22 protein-coding genes and 1 tRNA gene are annotated in these 23,066 nt (G+C 58.2%); 9 read left to right on the top strand and 14 right to left on the bottom strand.

What is annotated here, in order from left to right; translation table 11 throughout:
* Nucleotides 1-8: 8 nt before the first annotated feature.
* From B150_RS0111055 to B150_RS0111045, 3 genes are all read right to left on the bottom strand, one after another.
* A complete protein-coding gene (locus B150_RS0111055) occupies nt 9-1,097 on the bottom strand; it encodes a GSCFA domain-containing protein (RefSeq protein ID WP_020399990.1) in 1,089 nt (362 codons plus the stop codon).
* Complete coding sequence (locus B150_RS20690; protein ID WP_155860029.1) at nt 1,094-1,915, bottom strand: hypothetical protein; 822 nt, start codon at nt 1,913-1,915, stop codon at nt 1,094-1,096. The genes B150_RS0111055 and B150_RS20690 overlap by 4 nt, the downstream gene beginning before the upstream one ends.
* A gap of 98 nt (nt 1,916-2,013) precedes the next feature.
* Nucleotides 2,014-2,745 (bottom strand): SGNH/GDSL hydrolase family protein, encoded by a 732-nt coding sequence (locus tag B150_RS0111045; protein WP_020399988.1) that lies wholly within the window; start codon nt 2,743-2,745, stop codon nt 2,014-2,016.
* 201 nt (nt 2,746-2,946) lie between these two features.
* Between B150_RS0111045 and B150_RS0111040 the strand changes: the two genes are divergently transcribed.
* Nucleotides 2,947-4,509, top strand: coding sequence for a hypothetical protein (locus B150_RS0111040; RefSeq protein ID WP_020399987.1), 1,563 nt, complete (start codon nt 2,947-2,949; stop codon nt 4,507-4,509).
* 64 nt (nt 4,510-4,573) lie between these two features.
* Here B150_RS0111040 and B150_RS20685 read toward each other — a convergent pair whose 3' ends face one another.
* Nucleotides 4,574-6,349, bottom strand: coding sequence for a hypothetical protein (locus B150_RS20685; protein WP_020399986.1), 1,776 nt, complete (start codon nt 6,347-6,349; stop codon nt 4,574-4,576).
* 186 nt (nt 6,350-6,535) lie between these two features.
* Between B150_RS20685 and B150_RS0111030 the strand changes: the two genes are divergently transcribed.
* Entirely contained in the window at nt 6,536-7,849 is a 1,314-nt protein-coding gene (locus tag B150_RS0111030) for an FAD-dependent oxidoreductase (protein WP_020399985.1), read from the top strand.
* Here B150_RS0111030 and B150_RS0111025 read toward each other — a convergent pair.
* Entirely contained in the window at nt 7,846-8,832 is a 987-nt protein-coding gene (locus tag B150_RS0111025) for an alpha/beta fold hydrolase (protein ID WP_155860028.1), read from the bottom strand. The genes B150_RS0111030 and B150_RS0111025 overlap by 4 nt on opposite strands.
* 159 nt (nt 8,833-8,991) lie before the next feature.
* Between B150_RS0111025 and B150_RS0111020 the strand changes: the two genes are divergently transcribed.
* Nucleotides 8,992-9,783, top strand: a complete 792-nt coding sequence (locus tag B150_RS0111020) for a helix-turn-helix domain-containing protein (RefSeq protein WP_020399983.1) — start codon at nt 8,992-8,994, stop codon at nt 9,781-9,783.
* Nucleotide 9,784: 1 nt separating this feature from the next.
* On the opposite strand, the gene B150_RS0111015 is transcribed toward B150_RS0111020, so the two are convergent.
* Genes B150_RS0111015 through B150_RS0111005 form a run of 3 tightly spaced genes read right to left on the bottom strand, consistent with a single transcriptional unit; the run spans nt 9,785 to nt 12,223 of the window.
* Complete coding sequence (locus B150_RS0111015) at nt 9,785-10,207, bottom strand: PaaI family thioesterase (protein ID WP_020399982.1); 423 nt, start codon at nt 10,205-10,207, stop codon at nt 9,785-9,787.
* 24 nt (nt 10,208-10,231) lie between these two features.
* A complete protein-coding gene (locus tag B150_RS0111010; protein WP_020399981.1) occupies nt 10,232-11,362 on the bottom strand; it encodes a sialidase family protein in 1,131 nt (376 codons plus the stop codon).
* 9 nt (nt 11,363-11,371) lie between these two features.
* Nucleotides 11,372-12,223: an AIM24 family protein gene (locus tag B150_RS0111005; protein WP_020399980.1), complete on the bottom strand. Its 852-nt coding sequence runs from the start codon at nt 12,221-12,223 to the stop codon at nt 11,372-11,374.
* A gap of 147 nt (nt 12,224-12,370) precedes the next feature.
* Here B150_RS0111005 and sppA point away from each other — a divergent pair, with 147 nt between their 5' ends.
* From sppA to B150_RS0110990, 3 genes are all read left to right on the top strand, one after another.
* Nucleotides 12,371-14,206, top strand: a complete 1,836-nt coding sequence (gene sppA / locus B150_RS0111000; protein ID WP_026168325.1) for a signal peptide peptidase SppA — start codon at nt 12,371-12,373, stop codon at nt 14,204-14,206.
* Between the two features lie 3 nt (nt 14,207-14,209).
* Nucleotides 14,210-14,608, top strand: a complete 399-nt coding sequence (gene msrB / locus B150_RS23475; protein WP_020399978.1) for a peptide-methionine (R)-S-oxide reductase MsrB — start codon at nt 14,210-14,212, stop codon at nt 14,606-14,608.
* Nucleotides 14,609-14,757: 149 nt separating this feature from the next.
* A complete protein-coding gene (locus B150_RS0110990; protein ID WP_020399977.1) occupies nt 14,758-15,384 on the top strand; it encodes an FMN-dependent NADH-azoreductase in 627 nt (208 codons plus the stop codon).
* 64 nt (nt 15,385-15,448) lie between these two features.
* Here the strand turns inward: B150_RS0110990 and B150_RS22400 are convergent, their stop codons facing one another.
* Together B150_RS22400 and B150_RS0110980 are read right to left on the bottom strand one after the other, a co-directional pair.
* On the bottom strand, nt 15,449-16,759 hold the full coding sequence (locus B150_RS22400) for a DUF3667 domain-containing protein (protein WP_081611416.1): 1,311 nt from the start codon (nt 16,757-16,759) through the stop codon (nt 15,449-15,451).
* Nucleotides 16,760-16,833: 74 nt separating this feature from the next.
* On the bottom strand, nt 16,834-17,487 hold the full coding sequence (locus B150_RS0110980) for an MBL fold metallo-hydrolase (protein WP_020399975.1): 654 nt from the start codon (nt 17,485-17,487) through the stop codon (nt 16,834-16,836).
* A gap of 398 nt (nt 17,488-17,885) precedes the next feature.
* Here B150_RS0110980 and kynA point away from each other — a divergent pair, with 398 nt between their 5' ends.
* The 3 genes from kynA to kynU are packed head-to-tail and all read left to right on the top strand — an operon-like array spanning nt 17,886 to nt 20,634.
* The gene (gene kynA / locus B150_RS0110970; protein WP_020399973.1) at nt 17,886-18,746 is read left to right on the top strand and encodes a tryptophan 2,3-dioxygenase; all 861 of its coding nucleotides are present in this window, start codon (nt 17,886-17,888) and stop codon (nt 18,744-18,746) included.
* Nucleotides 18,747-18,757: 11 nt separating this feature from the next.
* On the top strand, nt 18,758-19,396 hold the full coding sequence (gene kynB / locus B150_RS0110965) for an arylformamidase (protein WP_020399972.1): 639 nt from the start codon (nt 18,758-18,760) through the stop codon (nt 19,394-19,396).
* On the top strand, nt 19,393-20,634 hold the full coding sequence (kynU, locus tag B150_RS0110960) for a kynureninase (RefSeq protein WP_020399971.1): 1,242 nt from the start codon (nt 19,393-19,395) through the stop codon (nt 20,632-20,634). Before kynB ends, kynU begins: the two co-directional genes overlap by 4 nt.
* A gap of 3 nt (nt 20,635-20,637) precedes the next feature.
* Here the strand turns inward: kynU and B150_RS0110955 are convergent, their stop codons facing one another.
* The 4 genes from B150_RS0110955 to B150_RS0110940 form a co-directional block, all read right to left on the bottom strand.
* Nucleotides 20,638-20,898 (bottom strand): hypothetical protein, encoded by a 261-nt coding sequence (locus B150_RS0110955; RefSeq protein ID WP_020399970.1) that lies wholly within the window; start codon nt 20,896-20,898, stop codon nt 20,638-20,640.
* A 15-nt stretch (nt 20,899-20,913) separates the two neighbouring features.
* The gene (locus tag B150_RS20675; protein ID WP_020399969.1) at nt 20,914-21,897 is read right to left on the bottom strand and encodes a DUF1835 domain-containing protein; all 984 of its coding nucleotides are present in this window, start codon (nt 21,895-21,897) and stop codon (nt 20,914-20,916) included.
* Between the two features lie 157 nt (nt 21,898-22,054).
* On the bottom strand, nt 22,055-22,738 hold the full coding sequence (locus tag B150_RS0110945) for a TonB family protein (RefSeq protein WP_020399968.1): 684 nt from the start codon (nt 22,736-22,738) through the stop codon (nt 22,055-22,057).
* A gap of 247 nt (nt 22,739-22,985) precedes the next feature.
* Nucleotides 22,986-23,060 (bottom strand) — tRNA-Gln (locus tag B150_RS0110940).
* Nucleotides 23,061-23,066: the final 6 nt, after the last annotated feature.

Below are 23,066 nucleotides of genomic sequence, written 5' to 3'. Positions count from 1 at the left end.
GCACCCCGTCAGCTTTCTGCGCTTTGATCCAGGAGGATTTCGTCACATTCAGCTTCCACGAGGGCCGCGCTTTTGGCAAGGAAATCGTCTTCCGAGGTGTCGTCCGCTTTTGCGTCCACTTCCGCGCTCGCAGCGTCCTCACCCGCTGCATGGCGGAGGAAAAGCCGCATCACATGCTCAACACCGTCTTCGACCACGTTGCGCAGGTCGTCGGCATAATATTGACCGCGGTTATAGGCGCCGGTGATCACCTCGAAGGAGGGGAAATAATGCACACCCGTGTGGCGCTGGCGCAGGGTTTCCGCTGCCACGCGCAACACCGCTTTTGAGTAGGTGGTGGCCGAAAGCACCTGTGCGCCGGGTTCCGCCGTTGCCATCAGGGGCACGGGTGAGACCGTCAGCACCACTTCCGCGGCCGGGTTTACCGCCCTGAGCTTCTCGATGAAGGCGGACATATCTGCCGTCACATCATCGGCTGTCTGGTTATAGAATTCATATTTATCGGCGTCGAATTCGCCGCCACTCACGCCCGGGCACAGCGGGAAAACCGCACCGTCAGCGCGTGAGCGCCAGCATTCCGTAAGCCCAAGAGTGAAGACAAACACGTCGAGGGTTTCAAACATTTCCCGCACGGCAGCCAAGTGCTGCGCGCGGTCGCCCTCCATCTCGGCCACCGATATGAAATTGCCTGGTTGCACGGTCGGGCGGAACGGGTCCCGCACACTTCCGTCCGCGTCAACCCAAGCGCCCTCTTCCGGCATGAAACGACCGTAGGCGCGGTCGATCAACTGCAGCAACTGGCGCGCTGTATAGATATTGCCGTAGCGCGCGGAGAAGAGGCCATAGCCGTGTTCAGTGCGGATCTGCTCAGGCACGATGGCGTGCCCCGGCTCCGCAACATAATACTGAAAGCCCGAGCTCTTGAGGTGCCGCGCAATATGTTGAGCAAAACAACTGCCTGCGGTCGCTACCTTTTTCTCGCGCGTGAGCTGGAGCTCAAAAACACCAACGGGGTCCACATCCGCCATGTGCGGCGCAGCCACTGAACGGCGCCAGAATGCCTTGTCAGGCAAGGATTTATAGGGATGGTCGGTCATGCTGCCTCTGTACCCTTTTGTTTTGGTGTCAGTTTTTTCCGCCGTCCCATGGCTTTACTGGTCTTTTTACCAGTTTGAGCACGGACGAGCTTTTCGATCTGTTTGATAAGCAGCTTGCCATATTCCTTGTTGGCGTGTGTCGCGTCCGGCGCAGAATATTCTTCCCTTAGGAAACCGCGCTCCGACAGACACTCCTTTGGCACAGGAATAAGCGGCACCTCATAGTCGGCAAAAATCTGTTCCATCACACGCTTCTGCAAACGCCAGAATTTCTGCCGTAGCGGCGCGGGGGAGACACCCCGCTCCTTGATATGCATGCGCAGGAATACCTGAGGGCCCTGCAGGATATACTTCGTGCTTTCCTTTGGGGGCGGCGCCATCAAATGGCACACACAGGCGTCTGTGCGGCGGCGAAAGAAACGCACTGGCTCATTTTCCTTGCTCAGCCGCCTAAGGAAAAAGTCTTCCAGCACTTTATAGGGGATCAGCGTTGTGCCGTCCTCGGGCGAGGTATCGTCGCCCGGCAACAGGAAATCATAGGGCTCAGGGTGCTGCACCATGCCCACCATATGGTGGAAGTTCCCCATCAGCATGGAGACAACCATATCCTTGGGCCCAAGCTCTTGCGCGCGTTCCTTGAATTCATCAAGTGTGGTGTCGCCGCGGAAGCCGCCGTTCATGGCAGGCACCTTCCGGTAAAACGCTTCAATGGTGATGCCACGCCGTGTCGCGCCACGTTCCTGCAAGGCTTGTTGCAGCGCCTCTACGTGGCTATCACCAAAAACCAGCACCCGTCTTTTGCGGAAAAACAAACTCATCTTCCTTACTCATCGGTCCACGAACCACGTCGCCTGTTGCTATCACGCAGCGTGCGGGAACGCCACACCCTACGCGCTCGCCCCGGCAACGCTGTTGGCTATGCCCCAATTTTATTGGTGTCACCCGAGGCAATGCCTTCAATTTGCTCCAGCAAAAGCCGGCCATAGGCGCCGTTTGCATGGGTCGCGTCAGGCGCATAATACTCAAGCTTTAGGCAGCCATCCTCGCCCTGACAACCATCTGGCACAGGGACAAATATTACCCCAACCTCGTCGCACAGCCTTTTCAACATCAGATTATATAGCCGCCAGACCTTCACCCGCAAACTCGGCGCTGAAAGCCCATGTTGCAAGAGGCCCAATTTTTTGAACGGGCCAGGATACTGCCGTATCAAATCCAAGTTTCCCTTGGGTGGCGGTGGCGCCAATTGAAAGACCGCTGCTTTGCTACCTTCCTTGATCCTCACCATCATCCTGAGGTCACGCCGCAGCCCGATCTCGAAAGAGCCTTCAAGCACCTTGAAGGGAATTAGCGTTGCCTCACCCTCAGGGCAGTCCTCACCGGGCATCTGAAAATCAAATGGCACCGGGTGCTGCACGAGGCTGACAAAATTATGGAAATTTCCGCGAGTCATGGAAATGATGATATCCGCAGGGTCTAGGTCCCGGATGGCGGCAAAAAATTCAGCCTGCGGTGTATCCCCTGCAGTGCCGCCATCTTCTGTCTTGCGGGCGCGCGCGTGCACGCTGATCTCAAGCTCAGCATTGCGTGGGCTATAGTCGCCAAAGGCGTCCTGCACCGCGGCCACATGGCTATCGCCAAATACCATCACCCGCTTCTTAGGCACCGTTCCCATAATCCGGAAATACTCTTGGTTGATTTATGAACCCTGTTTAATGCCACACGATGAGAAGGTCGACCTTCATTTTGTCCATTTGCGATCACAGGTTTACCAGACAGGGAAGTCACAATAGACTGTCCGCAGGCAAGGGTAATTACGTTTGACAATCTATTTGGGGGATATTCCTTTATGAAACGAGTACTGATTGGCGGCCTTGTTGTAGGCGCAGCCGCGGTAGGCGCCTACGCATACGCCGACCACCGGTTTGAAGCACAAATCCTCGCGGCTATTGAAAGCCGGAACGCCAACCCGGATGTGGATGGTCATCTGAGCTTCTCAAGCCTCGACACCAGCTTCCTGGGCGGCACCGCCAACGTCACCGACCTTCTGGTTACCAATAAGGTGTCTGGCACTGAAGTGACCCGCATCAAAGATGGGATGCTTACCTTCGATGTTGGTTTTGGCGGCAACCCCGGTGCGCTGACTGGCTTTTCCTTTGACGGCGTTGTGCTGACGGAACCCGCCGGTACGGTTACCGTTTCCCACCTGTCTGCAGACGGGCTGAACATCAACCCGATGAATGCGGACGAAATGGAGAGCCTTGCAGGTGCGAAAATCGGCTCCTTCAAACTTACGGACATGAGGGCAAAAGGCATGGCCCCCGGCCCGATGGAGTTCGCACTCAATAAAGTCAATTTTGAAACCAGCAACGATGGCGACTGGTTGGAGGAGTTTCTGATTGAGGGCCTCAACCTTGATATGGTGATGCCGGACACCGGCATGCCGCTCAAAGCGCAGCTCAAGCAGATGCAACTGGTTGGCGGCAACATTGGTGCAATTCGCGGCCTGATGGACGTAAAACCGAGTGAGAACGGTGGCGCACCCACATTCGGCGCAGACGCCATGCGCGTCTACATGCAGGAATCGCTCAATTACATGGGCATTGAAAAAGCCACCATCGCCGGGCTGGAGGTCAATGTACCGGGTAGCGTAACCATGTCACTGACCAATATGTCCGTGGATGATATCACCCGCAAAAATGGCATCGCGCTCGGCGGCCGGGCCAAGATCGAGAACTTCAGGCTTTCGAACCTTGCCAGCATTTCACCTCAAGCCGCACAGATCCTTGGCATCGCCGGCCTCGACCAACTGGTCATGAATGCAGCCAGCGTCACAAGCTATGACGAGAGCACAAGCACCTTCACCAGCAAAGGCCACCTGCATGCGGACCAACTGCTCAACCTCAACATGAATGTCAAAATTGACGGGGTCGACCTTGACCAGATGACCAAGCTTATTGGTGAAGCGCAGGAACGGCAAATCGCCTTCGTCAAAAAGATGGAAGACCCCAACATGACGCCGGAGCAAGCCGCCGAGTATGTTGCAGAATCCCAGAAGCACATGCTGGATGTTTATTTCGGCTACTATTCCGGCTTCAACATGAACATGACGCTGGAGGACATTGGTGGCCTTGAGCGTGGCCTGCGTGTTTATTCAGCCATGTCTGGTCTGCCGGTCGAACAGCTGCGCATGCAGTTTGGCATGGCGGCGACACAGAACCTGATGATGCTTCTGGGTGCAAACACCCCAGAGGAGCTTGAAGCCACCATTAACGGCTTCATGGGCAATCCGTCCTCCCCGGTGATCATCTCGCTTGAAAGCAAGCAGGACATGCGTACCGTGAACCCCGAGGATGTGGACCAGAGCAACTGGCACGAGTTTGTGAAAGTGGACATCAAGGCCGCGAACTAAGTGCCTCGAACCAAACAAAAAAGGGCCCCAACCGGGGCCCTTTTCATTTTAGCAGTTCGCAAACCTAAAGCTTGCTGAAGGAAACATTCTCGCCAATACGGCTCGCGCGCTCCAGAAGCTTCGCGGTCATGGCCGCCTCGCCCTTGCGGTCCTGCGCCTCAAGCGACTTCATAAGGCCATAGAGCGACCATGCGCTATTGGGGTGCCGCACAAGGGCGGCCTTGAAGGCGTCCTCGGCTTCGCTGAATTTGCCTGCTTCATAGAGTGCGGCGCCAAGGCTTTGCTCGGTCGCATAGTACCAGAACGGCGGCTCCATATAGGGCATGCTGTCCTGCAGCTCGACCGCACGGCGGAAGGATGCGATCGCGCCCTCATAGTCACCGGCAGCTTGTTTCGCGCGCCCTTCAATGGTGACGGACGCCAGCTCCAGAATGGTCTTGGCGGGCATGCCGCCAGAATTGCTGACAGCGCCAGCGGCAACAAGTGCATCAATGGCCGCCTGCTCAGCCGCCGCGCGGGCATCGCCGCGCTCCGCCAGCGCGAGGCCGCGCATATAGTGCCACATGGCCTTGAGGTAAGCGACATCGTCACCCGGGTCCTCAACCGCCAGCACATCGTCAAGCGGCGCGAACTGGGCAAAGACAAAATACGGAGCAACCTTAATGGGCGCGATCCATTCCGCTTCCTTGACCACCTGTACCGGGATCAGGGCATCCAGCTTCTTCGCATATTCAAGCGAAATTGCCTCATCCCCGGCCATCTGCGCGGAAACGAGCACAAAATGCACATTGTGCGGATAGTAGCCGTAGCGGTAGAGGTCCGAGCCTTTGGTCATCGCCAGGTAATCCTCATCCACCTTCACGGCAACCACGTTGGTCTCAAGGCTGTCGAGGTAACGACCGATACGGAAATAGATGTGTCCCGGCATATGCACAAGGTGGCCTGAACCGGGCGCAAGACCCGCTAGCTTGTCGGCATATGGTTCCGCCTTTGTCGCCACACTGCTGGCTTCATACAGGTGGATAAAGAGGTGGATGGCACCGTAATGGTCCGGGTTTTTGGCGACCACACCTTCAATCGCGTCAATCGCGGTTTTGATATGTGGTTTCGGGGTGGTGAAATCACGCTCCCAATAGTCCCACGGGCTGGTGTCCATCAGCGCCTCGGCATAGATCGTTGCGATATCCTGATCATCCGGATATTTGGCATGCAGCGCTGCCATCGCGTCGGCGAACTTCTGGTCCATATCGCCACGGTCTGCGCCAGCACCTGCCTTGTAGCGGGTATCAAGCGCCATGATAAGGTCGCGCTCACGCTCGCTCGCATTCGCGATAAGGGCTTTGGCTTTCTCAAGGGCGGCGACGGCTTTTTTGTTACCTTCAGCATCCATTGGCGCGTTGATGTTGGGGCCGTAGGCTATCGCCTCACCCCAATGGCAGATGGCGCAGGTTGGGTCCAGTTCCTGCGCTTTCTTGAACGCGCGGATCGCTTCCCAGTGGTTGAAACCGTATAGAAGCGCTGCGCCCTGCTGATAGTAGGCCTGCGCTTCCGGCACCTTGGTCGAGATCGGGAATGAGCGGCTATCAAGGCCCGGCAGCAGCGGTACGCTTTCGCTCATCGCAGCATCGTCCGCGCGCACAGCACTTGAGATCAGGTGCGCGATATCGGGGCGGAACAGCGAACCACGGTTCGTGCCCACAGGCCCACAGATATTACGGCGGATTTCGCCCGGATTGAAGGAATAGGCAACCTCGCCCTCGCTCACGTCCGGCGCGGGCACAAGGGTGTTAATTCCGACCACAGCAGCGAGAAACACCGCAGGGGCAATAAAGGATTTCATGACAATAGCTCCAGTCATTGAGCAAGCATTAATCTTGGCTCATGCAATACTCTGAAATTGGAGGCGGGGACCGGCATATTAGCAGAGACACGCCATTTCGCCACACAAAAATAAGCGGCAAGGCGCGGTGCTTGGCCAAAACGGCGTTTCATGGCATGCTTGCACATCCATCACGGGAGGCGAAGCATGGCAACGAATGGTGCGGGCGAGCTGAATGTGGCCATCATTGGCGCAGGTCCGGCAGGCTATTATACTGCCGAGGCGCTAACCGCGACCGACCGCCCCGTGCATGTGGATATCATCGACCGCCTGCCTACCCCCTTTGGCCTTATCCGTGCCGGCGTGGCGCCTGACCATCAGTCGATCAAGAATGTGTCCCGCCGTTATGAGGCGACCAACACGCGTGAGAATGTGCGCTTTGTTGGCAATCTCGCGCTTGGCCGCGATATCACGCTTACTGAGCTGCGCGGGCTCTATGATGCGGTGGTCCTGGCCACAGGCGCGGGCAAGGACCGGCCACTGGGTATCGAGGGCGAGGACCTCAATGGTGTCATCGGCTCCGCCGCCTTTGTTGGCTGGTATAACGCCCACCCCGACTACACAGACCTTAACCCTGACCTGCGCGTGGCCTCCGTCGCGGTGATCGGCAATGGCAATGTGGCGGTTGATGTCGCCCGCGTGCTGGCAAAAACCGCGGCGGAGATGGCAAATTCCGACCTTGCCTCCCATGCGGCAGGGTCAATCCATGGCTCGCCCATCAGGGATATTCATATCATTGGCCGCCGGGGCCCGCTTGAAGCCAGCTTTACGCCCAAGGAACTCGGTGAATTGAACCAGCTTGAGAACTGCGTGGCGCTGGTGGACGGCAAACAGTTGCCTGACCCCAGCGGCGACGCAGACCTGAGCGGTGCGCAAAAGAAAAACTTGGCTGCCTTGCGGGCCATGGCTTTGAATAGCGCGGACGCGAAGCCCGTGCGCCTTCACCTGCAGTTCTATCTCCGCCCCATGGCGATCCTCGGTGACCGCTGTGTTTGCGGCATCAGGCTTGAGGAAACCCGCGTTGAGGGTGGCAAGTGTGAAGGCACTGGCGTGACCGAAGTGTTGCCGGCAGGCCTTGTTGTACCCTGCATCGGCTACCGCACCAGCCCCATCCCCGATGTGCCCTATAGCGCACGCTACGGCTGCTTTGAGAATGAGGACGGCCGCATCGCCCCGGGCCTTTACTGCGTGGGCTGGGCCAAACGCGGCCCCACCGGCACCATCGGCACCAACAAGCCCGACGGCGCGGAGGTGGCTTTGAAAATTCTTAATGAAGTTTCCACAAGCCGCAAGGAAGGCCGCGACGGGCTTGACCGCATCATCCGCGAACGTGACCTCCATATCGTCACCTTCCAGAACTGGAAGAAGATCGAGGCGGAGGAGGTCGCCTCCGCCCGGAATGGTGCCCCCCGCCGCAAGCTGACGGACGTGCATGAGATGGTGCGCATCGCGGAAAGTTAGGCGACGCCCCACAGCACTTTGGCTTCATCCGCGATCAGGTCCGGATATTCCTCCGGGAAGAAGAGCTTAGCACCCGGCACTTCCCGCACTCCTTTTGAGTTTTTGAAAACACGGTCGAGATAGCCGGGGCTATCGCTCGAGAAGATGTCATCCGCCGTGCCCCACACCACACGCACCGGCGTATCAAGCGCACGGAGGCCCGCTTCAATACCCGCAAGCGGGTTAGGATCCAGTCCCAAAGTGTAGGCGTTCGTGAGCCCCTTACGCGCCGCGCTGCTGACAAGCGGTGCAAGGTAAAGGTCAAGCGCGTCATCGGTCGGATGTCCGGGCTTGCTGTAGCAGAGGCCCGCAAGACCTTCGCTTGAGCGCGCAAGGTTATGGTCCGCATTCCACGGCATCAGCCATTCATCAGGGAATGTGCCTTTGCGTGCGAGTTCAATCACCGGGACGAGCGCAGGTGGTGGGCTGTCCGGCTCTACATCGCAGTTGGTGAGGAGGAGCGTGCGCACCCGCGCCGGGTACTTGAGCACAAAAAGCTGTGCCACCGCGCCGCCGCTATCGTTCGCAACAAGGTCCACACTATCCACACCAAGGGTATCAAGGAACGCGGCCAGCATTTCCACCTGGTCCGCCGGGGCCACGCCCTGTCCCTCGGCAACTTCAGTGAAACCAAGCCCCATGGAATCGGGCGCGAGGCAGCGGCGATAGGCCTTCAGGCGCGCAATCGCACCGCGCCACTGATAGTTGCTGAGCGGGAAGCCATGCAGGAAGAGAGCCGCAGGGCCCGCCCCTTTGTCAATATAGGCAATGCGGCCTTGCTTGAGCGGCATGAACTTGCGCATGCGCCCGTAATCCGCGGCGCTATAATCAAGCCCACCGTCAGCACATTCCGCAAGCGCGCTTCCTGCCCCTGCAACCAGCGATGCCGCTACAGCCGCACCCGCTGTACCTGCCATCAATTTCATGAAGTCTCTCCGTTTCATTCTATCCTCCTGCCACGACCGGGCTGTTCCATTCGCGATTCTGTCGCGTGATGGCTTGGTATGACGGAAGGAAGGTCACGGCATCAATGACCTCGGAGGTCATGGCTTTTTGCACCGGGAGCCGTATGATCGGGGCAGGATCTCAGGAAGGACACACACATGTACCCTTACGTTCAGGTTGGTTCACTGGTGAAAGACTGGCGCACCACGCGGCGCATGAGCCAGATGACGCTGGCGTTCGAGGCCAATGTCTCGCCCCGGCACCTGAGCTATGTGGAGACCGGTAAATCACAGCCAAGCGCCATGCTGCTCGCGCGGCTTTCAGACGCGCTGGATATCCCACTGAGGGAACGTAACACCCTGCTGACCGCCGCCGGTTACGCGCCCAAATACAGCAACACCAGCCTGACAGACCGCGAACTTGCGCCGGTGCGGGACGCTATTGACTGTATTCTGAAGCAGCAGGAGCCTTACCCTGCGTTCGTGATGGACCGCTACTGGAATGTGCTGATGACCAATGATGCCGCAGGCCGGGTGCTGGGCACCGTGCGCGGCGACGCACCCAAGCACATGAATATCCTGCATCAGGTGTTTGACCCTGAGTGCATGCGCCCGTTTGTGGAAAACTGGGAAGATGTGGCGGGTGACCTGATCGGCCACCTGCACGGCGACATTGCTGCCAACCCGTCAGACACGGCAGCCCGTGAGCTTTTGGCCGATATCCTCAAATACCCGGACATCCCCACCGCGTGGCAAGAACGGGAGCCGGGAAAAGCCCCCCTGCCCATGCTGACCACCCATTTCAAACATGCATCAGGTGGTCTCAGCTTCTTCTCCACCATCACCACGTTCGGCACGCCGCGCGATGTAACCCTGGCCGAAATCAGGATTGAATGCCTCTATCCCGTAGACGCATACACCACCACGTTCTGCAAGAAACTGGCTATGTGACCTAGCTCATCCGAATACGTTTGAGGATACCACTGAAGGTCATGATCGTGGTGTCGCCTGTGAAGATGGTGCCGCGCACGAACAGCAGTGATTTGGTGGCACGCGTTACTTCGCCCGTGGCTTCAATAAGCGCATCCTTGGGGCCTGCGGAGATGAATTCAGCATTGAAACCAGCGGTCACCGCCGCGCCGCCCTCAAGCTCCCGCCGGGCAAGCGCAAAGAGGGAGAAGTCGGCAAATGTCATAAGCAGGCCACCATGCAGCATGCCATGGCCATTGCAGTGTTTGCGCTCAGAAATAAAGGCACATTTGATGTCGTCACCTTCCTCATTGAAATAGAAAGGTGCAATCATGTCCTCAAACGGGTCTTCACCGCCCCATGTGCGGTAACCCTGTGCCTTCAGGTCTTCAACAGTCAGCGCCACGCGCAGTCCCCCTTAAAAATACATCTAGTCAATTTCAACAAGCGTGGCTTCAATGCCCCGAATGCCTCGCTCGTCAGGAATATAGTAGGCAATCAGGATTTGACCACCCGGAAGCAGTGTGGCGGACGGATACCCGGTGTCGCGGCTGGGGCTGTCATCCCTGATGATAAACTCCTCAGCGTCCGCGAAGTCCTGCCCCGGCGCAATGATGCGGGCGCGCGAGCCCATGGGCTCATGCCTGTAGCCATACACCAGAAACAGCCTGCCATCCGGCAACACAAGCGGGTCATAGGGGTGGCCTGTCACGCCAACTGTTTCCGGCGGGCCGAAGGTTCGGCCTTCATCGCTTGAGGTGGCGATCACGAGCCGGTCCTCGTTATGGCCGGTGCGGTTAAAGATCGTCACCTTACCCTCAGGCCACTGCGCCATGGAAGGTTCTGCGAGGGACACATCAGGCATGGCGATCATGCGGTCAGGCGCGGTCCAGCTCTCACCGCCGTCTGTGCTTTCAAAAAAGCGCACCACAGGCAGCTCCTGTCCCGGCACACTGCCAGTGTAGGCTGAGATCAGCAGCGAACCATCCTTGCGTTCGATCATACGGCCACGGATGGGCGCACTTTCCGGCCAATATTTCAGCCGCGGTTCTTTCATCAAAGGGTCACGGGGCAATAAGTTATGGTCGGACCATGTTTGCCCCTCGTCATCGCTATAGCGCACATAACTGGCCCAATAGAGGTAGCCAGCTCCCAAGTGCTCCCGCGTGACCGGGTGGATTTTCTGCGCCGGCAGTTTGTCGGCAATTTCGCGCGTCATGGGATACCATAGGAAACCATATTGCAGCAGCCGCCCGCTTGACGTGAGGAACAGGTTCGCGTCCTGGTCGGCGGCTTCAGCATGCATGGGCAGCATTTGAACGCCACCGCGCGCATCAAGGTTCCCGTCAAACCGCATTAGCGCGATGTGGGAACGAAAGTGCCAATGGTCGACACTCTCGCGCTCGTCTTCTGCCGCGTCGCCCAGCATCCAGCGGTGGTCTGGCGCGCGCCTGAACGCCAAGAGCACCTCGCCCGACGGCAATGCAAGCACGTTCGGGAACGCGGCGTAAAACCGCTCGTCCCGGTAAAGGGTCTGGTGCTGGATGATACGAAGTGCCATGGCTGTCCTTTAGAAGCTGTTATCACCGTCCAGCATACGGCCAATTCCACCAAGGACGGAACCCTCGCCCCGATCCTTGCCGCCACCTTGCGGGGCAGCTGCCAGCACACGGCCAGCAAGGCGGCTGAACGGCAGGCTTTGAAGCCAGACTTTACCCGGCCCTTCAAGCCGCGCGAAGAACACACCTTCACCGCCAAAAATCATCGATTTGATGCCGCCCACCCGTTCGATATCCATATCGATATCGGCGGTCATGGCGGCCACGCAGCCGGTGTCCACATGCAGGATTTCGCCGCGCTTGAGTTCTTTTTCAATGAGCGTACCGCCCACATGCACGAAGGCCCAGCCGTCACCGTCGAGCCGCTGCATGATGAAGCCTTCCCCGCCAAATAGCCCGGTCAGGATTTTGCGCTGCAGATGAATACCAATCTGTACACCGCGTGCGGCGGCAAGGAAGCTATCCTTCTGGCAAATGAGGCGCCCGCCATAGTCGGAGAGTTTGAAGGCAAGAATATTGCCCGGAAACGGTGCTGCGAAGGCGACACGCGCCTTGCCGATGCCTTCATGGGTGAAAACCGTGGTGAACAGGCTTTCGCCGGTGATCAGGCGTTTCCCCGCACCGAGGAGCTTGCCCATGAAACCACCGTCCTGGTTGGACCCATCACCAAATACCGCGTTCATGGTAATGCTAGAGGACTTGAACATCATGGCGCCAGCTTCGGCGACAGCGGATTCACCGGGGTCCAGCTCCACCTCGACAAACTGCATTTCCGCGCCCTTGATCTCAAAATCGACATCATCTGCAATACTATTGCTGCGGGTGTGGCGTGATACTGGAACCTCTGGCACATGACTGGGCATGGTTTTTCCTCTTCTGTTATCTGTTTCTCTCGCTGTGCGTGCTACTTAACATTCTCGGCATCCCCCTTGACGTGGGGGCGCTTGCATCGCACCTTCTATTAATCAAGGCATGTTGCCAACTCTTTTCAAGGTTTGGAGAAAATCGCCATGAAAGGCGTTTGGGTTATTATCAAATCCATTTTTAAATTCATTCAGGGCCTCGGCACCACCGCGCTCGGTCTTCTGGTTATTCTCTTTCTCGTTGGCCTTTACGCTGCCAGCAACCGCGACACTCGTCCTGTGGTGCCGAACGGTGCTGTGCTGGTACTGTGGCCAAACGGTTCGATTGTCGAGCAGGCGGAATATCCCGACCCGCTTGATGAACTCTTCACCGATTTCAACAGCGTACCACCGCAAACCAGTGTGCATGATATCCTGCGCTCGCTGGACCGTGCCAAGGGTGACGGTCGCATCAAGGCTGTGGCTGTGCTGACGGACAATATGTTCGGTGCCGCACCCAGCCACCTGCACGCCATCGCGGGCGCGCTGCGCGACTTCAAGGCCAGCGGCAAGAAGGTGTATGCGATCTCAAGCGCCTATTCCCAGGGCACCTATATGATCGCCGCGGAAGCCGACAAGGTATACATGAACCCGCTCGGCAGTGTGCTGCTGACCGGCTTCGGTTCCTACCCCACCTATTTCAAGGACATGCTGGACAAGATCGAAGCCAACGTGAATGTCTTCCGCGTTGGTACCTACAAGTCAGCGGTTGAGCCTTTCATCCGGAACGATATGTCACCGGCTGCAAAGGAAGCGAACCTCGCGTTCCTCAACAGCCTGTGGGAACAGTATGAAACGTCCGTCGTGACCGCACGTGGGCTTGAGCCCGGCGCGCTGACTGCCGCCATGAACACGGTGAACGAAGACCTGCGTGCCGTGGGCGGTGACTTTGCCCAGCTTGCGGTCTCCAACGGTCTCGTGGACGAACTGGCCGCGCGCCAGGACTGGCGTCAGGCGCTGATGGATGAATACGGTTCCACGCCGGACGGCACCAGCTTCAACCAGATCCATTTTGAGGCGTATCTCGCCGCGACCGACAAACCCAACATGAACCCGAACCAGATTGCGGTTATCACCGCGCAGGGTGAGATTGTGATGGGTGAAGGCCCGATCACGGTCACCGCCGCGGAAACCGTGGTCGGTTACATTCGCGACGCACGCAACAACCCGAACACAGCGGCGATTGTACTGCGTGTGGACAGCCCCGGCGGCTCTTCCTTCGCGTCGGAACTGATCCGGCAGGAGCTTGTGGCAGCGCAGCAAGATGGCCTCAAAGTAATCGCGTCCTTCGGCCCTGTGGCGGCCTCGGGCGGTTACTGGATTTCCGCGACCGCTGATGAAATCTGGGCCGCGCCAAGCACCATCACCGGCTCCATCGGTATCTTCGGCATTGTGCCAACGTTTGAGCGCACGCTTGATAAAATCGGCATCCACACCGACGGCGTGGGCACCTCCCCACTCGCCGGTGCCTTTGACATCACCCGCCCAATGACCGACACCGCCAAGGACATCATCCAGCAGTCGATCGAGAACGGCTACGACCAGTTCCTCAACCTTGTGGCCACCGGCCGCAACATGACGGTTGAGGATGTGGACAAAATCGCACAGGGCCGTGTGTGGGTTGGCTCCAAAGCGCTTGAGCTTGGCCTTGTTGACCACCTTGGTGACTTTGGCGACGCCGTGAAAGCCGCTGCTGCGGCGGCCGGTGTGGACAGCTATTCCGTTGTCTTCTACCGCGACCAGCCGGACCGCTTTGACCAGATGCTGGCAAGCTTCCTCAACTCCTCCATGGGTGGTGGCCTGAAAGGTTCGCTTGCGCCGCATATGTCATCGATGATGAAAACGGCGCTTGAGCTAAAGTCGAGCGCGGAGCTGTTCCTGTCGCAGTTCAATGACCCGAACGCGCGTTATGCGGTTTGTTTCGTCTGTAAAGTGAAGGAATAAAACGTGTCTGACCCCAAGACAAAAAGCGATGCTGAATGGCGTGATGAACTGACGCCGGAACAGTATCAGGTGTGCCGCTGTGGCGGCACCGAACCACCTTTCACGGGCCGCTATTGGAACACCAAAACCAAGGGCACTTACCTATGTGCAGCCTGCAAGGCGCCGCTGTTCTCAAGCGAAACCAAATACGATAGCGGCTCCGGCTGGCCCAGCTTCTGGGCCGCGATTGACGAGGACGCGGTGGCTGAAAAGCGCGATACGTCCCACGGCATGATCCGCACGGAAATCCTGTGTGCACGCTGTGACAGCCACCTCGGCCATGTATTCCCGGATGGGCCGCAGCCAACAGGGCGGCGCTATTGCACCAATTCAGCCTCGCTTGAGCTCGAGCCGGAGGGCTGATTTTGTCAAGGCGGAAGGTGTTTCAAAATACGCAACACGGTGTCGACAAAACACCAGCTACCGTTTCAAAATAAGCATCATACATTTCTTTCAACAGCAGCGCACAGCGCACCGGCCAGCAAGGCCAAGGCTCAAGAAAGGAATGTATGATGACCACCGCCCAGAACTCGCACCTGACCGTGCTCCGCGTTGATGCAAGTGCGCGCAAGTCCGGCTCCATCACCCGCGATTTCACCAACCGCTTTATCGACACCATCAGCGCAGGCCGCGATGTTGCCGTGCTGAACCACGATGTGGCGGACGGCCTGCCGTTCCTGTCGGAAGACTGGATTGGCGCCAACTTCACCCCGGCTGATGCCCGCACGACTGAGCAGCAACAACTGCTCGCACTCTCCGACAAGCTGATCGAAGACGTGAAAGCGGCTGATATCCTCGCCATCGGTGTTCCGATTTATAACTTCAGCGTACCGGCGGCGCTTAAAGCTTGGATCGACCAGATCGCCCGCGCTGGTGTGACGTTCAAATATACCGAGAAAGGCCCTGAAGGCCTGCTGACGGGCAAGAAAGCATATCTGTTTGTGGCATCAGGCGGCACACCCGTGGGCGCCGACTATGACTATGCCACCACCTATATGCGCCATGTGCTTGGCTTCATCGGCATCACGGACGTGACCATCGTCGCCGCTGATAAAACCGCGATTGACGTGGACGCCAGCCTCAAGGGCGCTGAAGCCCAGCTTTCGGGCGCGGTGGAAGAGTTCAAACAAGCGGCCTAATCCTCGCGGGCCACTTGAACGGGAAAACGCACCGCATCCTCGCGCGGTGCGTTTTCTATTTTGCCTACAGGTCGCGCAAGCCCAGAAGCACGGCACCACCAATGGCCGTTGCCATAATGGCGAAATAGCTGACCCAGATGAACCCAGCCTTGAGGAAGGCGCGTATCCAGCCCTGTTCCTGCCCAACCCTGAGCGCAATGATCAGGTAAAGCGACGTACCCCACCAAAAGACGCTAAAGCCCATATCGCCGCCAAAGCGCGGTACGATGATAATGAGCGCCGTCATCAGCAGAAAAAGGAAGCTGTGGAAATGCAGCGAGAACACCAATTGATGCAGGAAAAGCCTGTCTTTCTTCCAGTGGAATAGCCTCAGGAGCAGCGCAAACACTGGCACCAGCACAAAAAGCGCCCGCGGCAGCCATTCGTTGAACAGGCGGTTCATCTGTTCGGGCTGCCTCAGCGCCCTTGCCGCACCGCGGATCACGTCTTTCATGAACTCTGGCGTTTCGGGGTCATTCAGGCGTTCGTCAATGTCTTCCTGCCTGAGGCCTTCATGCTCTTCGCCGTCATTGTCGACAAACATGCCGATATCGATGTTATAAGGCATCTCCATGCCAAAATCGTCGTCGTCATCCGAGACTTTTACCTTAAGTGCTTCGGGATCAAGCGCCATTTTCTCAAGCGCCGCGCGGGCTTCTTCGGGGATTTCATCACCGTTTTCCTCAAGCGCCTTTTTGATCGCATCGCGCGCGTTTTCAACACGCTCTTCTGCCGGCGACGGCTCACCTTCCTTCTGCTCGGCTTCTGGAACGTCATCAGGCGTCGGCGGAACTGGCAGGACCTCAAGGCCCTCTTCCTCACGTTGCTGGTTCAGCTCCTCAAGCTTCTTGGCCGCCTCAGCCTCGGCTTCCTTGCGTTTTTCGGCCAGCTCTTCCGCCGTGTTGCGCGGGCTTACGTCAATATCCAGGATCAGCACATCGGCAATGGCCACGATGACAAAGAACATGATCGAGACAGTGATGTATAGCCTGAGTGGCGGCACAAATTGCGCGCGCCTGCCTTGCGCAAACGCACGGGTCAAGCCACCGGGCACCAGCACCAGCAGGAACAGGGTCTTGAACAGGCGGCTGTCGCTAGAGAATACGTTATCGAGGATTTCCCGGAGCAACGACCAGAAGGGCCGCTTGAAGTCATCATCGCGCTGGCCGCAAATATGGCAGAACGGGCCGGTGAGCGGCGCGCGGCAATTGCTGCATTCAAGCCCGGCGGAACGAATTTCAACCGCCTTGGCTTCATGGGAATCGCGCAAGCGAAACTCATTCCGAAGCCGCCGCTTACGAAGCTGGAGTGTCCATTTTCTTAGTAATTTGCGCATCGCCCTGCCCCCTCAATATTTGCCCTATAGCAAAGGGGGCCGTTTGTTTCCAGCGCGGAATGTGGCGTGAGACCCTAGCCCGCTGCCATCGCCCGGTCGGAAACATAAGGGTTGGACTGCCGCTCCGCGCCAAATGTGGACAAGGGACCATGCCCCGGCACAAAGGTCACATCGTTCCCAAGCGGCCACAGCTTTTGGGTGATGGCGTCAAGAAGGTCCTGATGGTTGCCGCGCGGGAAATCGGTGCGGCCGATCGAACCTTTGAACAGCACATCGCCCACGAAAGCCACTTTGTGTGTGGGCTCAAAAAACACCACATGCCCCGGCGTGTGGCCCGGCGTATGCAGCACCTTGAGCGTGATATTGCCGATGGTGACCTCATCGCCATCATTGAGCCACTCATCAGGCTCAACGCACCTCAGGCCCGGCATACGGTAGTTGGCGGCATGTTCCTCAATCTGGTCGAGCCAGAATTTATCGTCCCGGTGCGGGCCGATGACCGGCAGGCCAAGCTGCTCCCGGATCTGCTGCGCACCGCCTGCATGGTCAAGGTGACCGTGGGTGAGGAAGATTTTCTTGAGCGTCACACCCAGCTTTTTCGCCACGTCCAGCAGTTTGTCAGCGTCCCCTCCGGGGTCGACAAAGGCAGCTTCCATCGTTTCATCACACCAGATGATGCTGCAATTCTGCTCAAACGCGGTAACGGGAACAATCTGGGCCTTCAGCATATTCACTCCTCAACCAAATTCGGGGCCGACCATAGCGGCAGGCGCGACCACCATCAATAGATAGGGCAGCGCGCGGGCAAATAAAGCCTTGTACCGCGGACTCGCGTCGGGCATAGGGGACTCTCAAACCCTGTGGAGAGTATATATGCGCCAGACCCTTGCCCTTGCGGCCCTCGCCTTCCTTGTCAGCGCATGTTCTGTCATCACTCTCCCCGTCAAGGTTGCTGCCAAAACCGTCGATGTCGCTGTGGACGTTATCGACTGAGGTTTGCTAAAACCGGTGCGTAAAAACAGTCCTTCGAATGCGCATTGAAACTTGTGCGCAATCGCGTTAGCATCAAAATAGTTTAGGCCTAAAATAAATAGGCCGCTATATTCCGTGTGTGAGGGGATGAAACATGTCAAAGCAGCCTGAGGCACCCAAGGGCCCAGCCACCGCCGTCGATGTCAGCGGTGAGGATATCCACTGGAATCAGGATATTTCCTACGGCTCCTACCTGAAGCTCGACGAGCTGCTGGAATGCCAGACCCCGCTTTCCGACAAACACGACGAAATGCTGTTTGTCATCATCCACCAGGCGTCGGAGCTGTGGATGAAATGCTGCATTCATGAGATCGGCGCCGCGATGGAGCATGTGAAGGCCGACACCTTGGGCCCCGTGTTCAAGATGCTGGCGCGTGTAGCGCGTATCCAAACCAACCTCAAGCAGTCTTGGGAAATCCTTTCCACCATGACCCCGTCGGATTATGCCGAATTCAGGGGCGACCTTGGCCAAAGCTCCGGTTTCCAGAGTTTCCAGTACCGGGAAATTGAATACCGCCTTGGCAACAAGTCCGAACGTATGGCGGAGGCCCACAAGGCAAACCCGAAACGTTATCAGCGCCTGCAAACGGTGCTGGACGAACCCAGCTTCTATGACCTGTGCCTCCAGCTTCTGGCAAAACGCGGCTTTGATATCCCGGATGACGTGCTGAACCGCAACTGGCGGGAACCCTATAGCGCGAATGACAAGGTGGAAGCCGCGTGGCTCACCATCTACCGCGACCCGAAAAAATACTGGGACCTCTATGAGCTCGCAGAAAAACTGGTGGACCTTGAGCATCACTTCCACGCCTGGCGCTTCGCGCATATGAAAACCGTTGAGCGTATCATCGGTTACAAGCGCGGTACGGGCGGTACCGGTGGTGTTTCCTACCTCGTAAAAGCCCTAGACCTGCGCTTCTTCCCGGAACTCTGGACCCTGCGCACCAGCCTTTAAGGGATTTTGCCATGAGCCGCATTTTTGATATCTCACAAACCATCCGCCCCGGTATCCCGGTCTGGCCCGGTGACAGCGCCTTTACGCTTGAACGCACATGGTCGATCGAACCCGGCTGCCCGGTGAATGTCTCGGCCATGACCATGTCAACCCACACCGGCAGCCATGCGGACAGCCGCCTGCACTTCCGGGAAGACGGGGTGGACTGCGCGGCCACTGCGCTTGATGCCTATATCGGGCCCGCCACACTCATTGACCTCTCAGCCACTGTAAAGTCCGGCAGTCTGGTCGAGCCGCACCACCTTGAGGCAGTACTGCCTGTGAAGGTCGAGCGTGTCCTGATCAAGCTGTTCAAATCCTTCCCGCATGACGGCTGGGACAGCGATTTCCCGGCCATGAGCCCGGATGCCATTCGCCTGCTGGCTGCGCGCGGCTGCAAGCTTATTGGCCTTGACGTGCCCTCGCTCGACCGCGAGGACAGCAAAACCCTCGACGCGCATTTTGCCGTCGACGCCGCCGGCATGGCCATCCTTGAAGGCCTTGTGTTTGATGATGTACCGCCGGGCGACTATGAACTCATCGCCCTGCCGCTTAAAATTGCGGGTGCTGACGGCAGCCCCGTCCGTGCAATTCTCCGGAGTATCCCATGATCCCCACAACGCTCGACTGGTGCCAAAATCAGGATAAAAACGACCCGCTGGCCGAGGTGCGTGAGAAGTTCGACCTGCCGCACGGCGTGATCTATATGGACGGCAACAGCCTTGGGCCAATGCCGAAATCCGTTTTTGCCCGCGTGAACAATGTGGTGAAAAACGAGTGGCGCACCGACCTCATCAAGAGCTGGAACACCGCTGGCTGGATTGGCCTGCCGACCCGCGTGGGCGCGCGCATTGCGCCGCTCGTGGGCGCGAAGGAAAGCGAAGTGGTGATGGCGGACAGCACAAGCGTCAACATCTTCAAGGTCGCCGCTGCCGCGTGCCGTATGAACAAGGGCCGGACCAAAATCCTGTCCGAGCCGGGCAATTTCCCGACCGACCTGTACATGATGCAGGGCCTCGCTGACTTCCTCGGTGAAGAGTATGAGCTTGTCACCGTAGACCGCACCGAGATTGTGGATGCGATTGACGAGAACACCGCCATGGTGCTCCTGACCCACGTGCATTATGTCACCGCTGACATGTTCGATATGAAGGAAGTCACAACAGCGGCGCACGCCAAGGGCGCGCTGATGGTGTGGGACCTCAGCCACTCCGCCGGTGCCGTGCCCGTTGACCTGAACGGCGCGGGCGCTGACTTCGCGGTGGGATGCGGCTATAAATACCTGAACGGCGGCCCCGGCGCGCCTGCCTTCCTCTATGTAGCGGAGCGGCATCTGGGTGCCGTGCGCCAGCCGCTTTCCGGCTGGTTTGGCCACAAAAACCCCTTCAGCTTTGTCGATGACTTTGAACCCGCGGGCGACATTCGCCGCATGCTTGTGGGCACCACCGGCGTTCTGGCCGCCAGCGCGCTTGAAGAAGCGCTCAAGGTGTTTGACGGGGTGGACATGCGGCTTGTGCGGCAAAAATCCCTCGCGATGACGGACCTTTTCATGGCGCTCGTGCGCGAAAAGCTGGTGGGTTACAACCTCGGCGTTGTCACCCCGGTCAAACACGCGAACCGCGGCAGCCATGTCTCGCTCTCCTTCGCGGAAGGTTATGCCGTGATGCAGGCGCTGATCGACCGGGGTGTGATCGGTGATTTCCGCGCGCCGAACTATATGCGCTTCGGCTTCACGCCGCTTTACCTCTCGTTCGAGGATGTCTACCGCGCGGTCGATATCCTTGCGGAAATCCTCGAGAAAGAAATCTGGCGCGACAGCAAATACCGCACCCGGTCGGATGTGACCTAACGGCTACCGCCGTTTCTTGATCACGAGCGCGATGGAGCTTTCGGCGGCGAGGTTGGTTTCGTCCACCTGATATTTGTCGTCCGGCTTTTTGGATTTGGCGAGTGTCAGGCACTGCAGCGCCATGTGCATCAAGCCGTCTGCGTCGCCCTCAAGCCAGACCTCGCTATCGCGCGAACCCTGCATGATGCGGATCATCGGGTCAAAGTCCGGCTCGTTCGAGCGCTCCTTGTATATTTCACGCAGGCGCGCGAGTACATCATCCATGTGTCTGTCCTTCTTTCAGGTTGTTAATACTACCCTCCCTTTTGTGTCCCGGCGCCACACTGGCTGTCCGGGCGCAATCTCGACACCGCCCACAAAACGTGGTGCGGGCATATGGTCAAGCCAGTCTTCTTCGGTCATCAGGATGCGCTCGCCCCGTTCGGTGAGGCCCAGCACCTTGTCCGGCCACGCCTCTGCGTCCTCAAGCACCTCTGCCGCGCCGCCCGCGACCAGCCGCTCCAGCTCATACCAGTACATCAGGTCACCGAGGTAAGGCAGCGGCTCGTAGCGCAACATAAGCTGGCCGAACATGGCCCCGGCCTTGACGCGATGTTTTTCAGCCAGCATGCGGAGGCTCAGGGTCTCCGTCAGGCTCAGGCCGTGCCGGGTGGACGGCAGTTCATCCAGATGGCGGTCGAGCGCTTCCCGCATCGTGGGCACGGCAGGCGTGCCAGCCTTGACGATCTCCGCCAGCGCCTTGGGGCTATCGGCCGTCAGTGCTTTCCACACCTCTGCGCCAAGGGCTGTCTGCTCCTCCCCCACCTCGGTTCGGCTTTCCCACACGGCCACGAGGTCCTTGGGGCCAAGCTGGCCAAGGCCGGTGAAGCGCGGCAGCACCGGATAGTCATAAACGCACACCAGCTCCACCGGCGGCATGTCGCGGTATTCATGCAGATGCCTGAGGATATAGGCGAGGATAAGCTGGTCGAAATGGTCATGCTCGAACCAGAGCACGATGCTTTCATACGCGGCGGCCTGACGGAGCGCGTCATACCGCTCCTTTTCCCGCGCACGCACGTCAGCGAGCGGCAGGTGGTAGGCGTCTGCGATAAAAGCCGCGCGCTCTTCCATGAAGTCGCCCAGCGGCAGGTCATGCAGGGGGCCTTGGCAATAAGGGTCTGAGAAGTCGAGAAAATCGCCTTCAAATCCGGCGTCGCGCAGCGCAACCTCAATGTCGCTACCACACCGGATGTGAAGAGTATTTTTACTATCAAGCGCCAAGATGGCATGCTCCCGTTATTGGTACATTCCCTCTAAGGGTGCCTGAAAGATAAGGCAGCCTCAAGGCATATCGGCTTGATTTTTATAAGAAAAAAATTAGGGGCGGTGGGAGGAACCGCCCCTTTAAGTCATGGGAAGAGGAAAGGTGAAAACCGCCTTAGCGGTTTTCAGAAATCTTGTAGACAACCGGGAGAACAAGCTCACCCGGCTCCTGGCCTTCCGGCAGGCTCGGCAGTTTGCCGATACGGCCCGCGAGAAGAAGGGCCTCAGCGTCGAGCGCCTCATGGCCCGACGACTGGGCGATTTCCTGACGCGCGATGCTGCCGTCAGCGTCAACAGTCAGGCGTACTTTCACGCTGCCTTCAACACCTTCGGCCACAAGGTCTGCCGGGTAGGAAACACGGTTTGCCACGCGGCGACGAACGCTGTTCCGCCATACGCTCAGCGCGTCTTCGCTCTTGGCGATCATCTTGTCGTCCGCAATCTTGAACGACAGCGGTACAACAACCGTGTGGGCGTCACCGCTCTCACGGGCTGGCAGGCGGCCAAGGTCTTTCGCCATGCGAAGCGCTGCTTCATCAAGGATGCTTGAGCCGGAGGACTGGGCGAGAGTGTAGCCAGTCACGTCACCGTCTTTAGACACATCGATACGAAGTTTCACGGTACCCTCGATACCGAGATCAAGCGCGCGGCTTGGGTAGCGCTGAACCTTGGCAAGCTCTTCACGAACTTCATTTGCCCAGACTGCCTGACCGGCAGCATCGTTACCTGCCACGGCAGGCAGGGAGACAGCGGCAAGCGCTGCGGAAAGGACTGCGGTTTTCAACACCGGGAAGGACATTTCATCTGCTCCTGAAACATGAATTCTGGCGTCTTCTCTGACGCGAGGCCTTTATGGACCCGATCTGTTTCAGGATTATCGCAGCTATGTGAAATAAACATTTTTCGAGCCGAGCTGATATGCATTTTTCGCATAGCTCAAAGCATGTGCGGATACGCGAAAAGTTCGCACACTTCATGCACAAATGCCGCACATATCCCGCACAGGTTTTGCACACATTTTTGAGATTTCAGGAGAAAGGGGAGAGTGGCTGGGGCGGGAGGATTCGAACCTCCGCATGTCGGTACCAAAAACCGATGCCTTACCGCTTGGCGACGCCCCAACTGGC

The sequence above is a fragment of the Kordiimonas gwangyangensis DSM 19435 = JCM 12864 genome (assembly GCF_000375545.1).
In the GTDB taxonomy this organism is placed as follows: domain Bacteria; phylum Pseudomonadota; class Alphaproteobacteria; order Sphingomonadales; family Kordiimonadaceae; genus Kordiimonas; species Kordiimonas gwangyangensis.
Note: the sequence above shows the minus strand (reverse complement) of the source record. Positions and strands in the feature narration are given on the sequence as shown.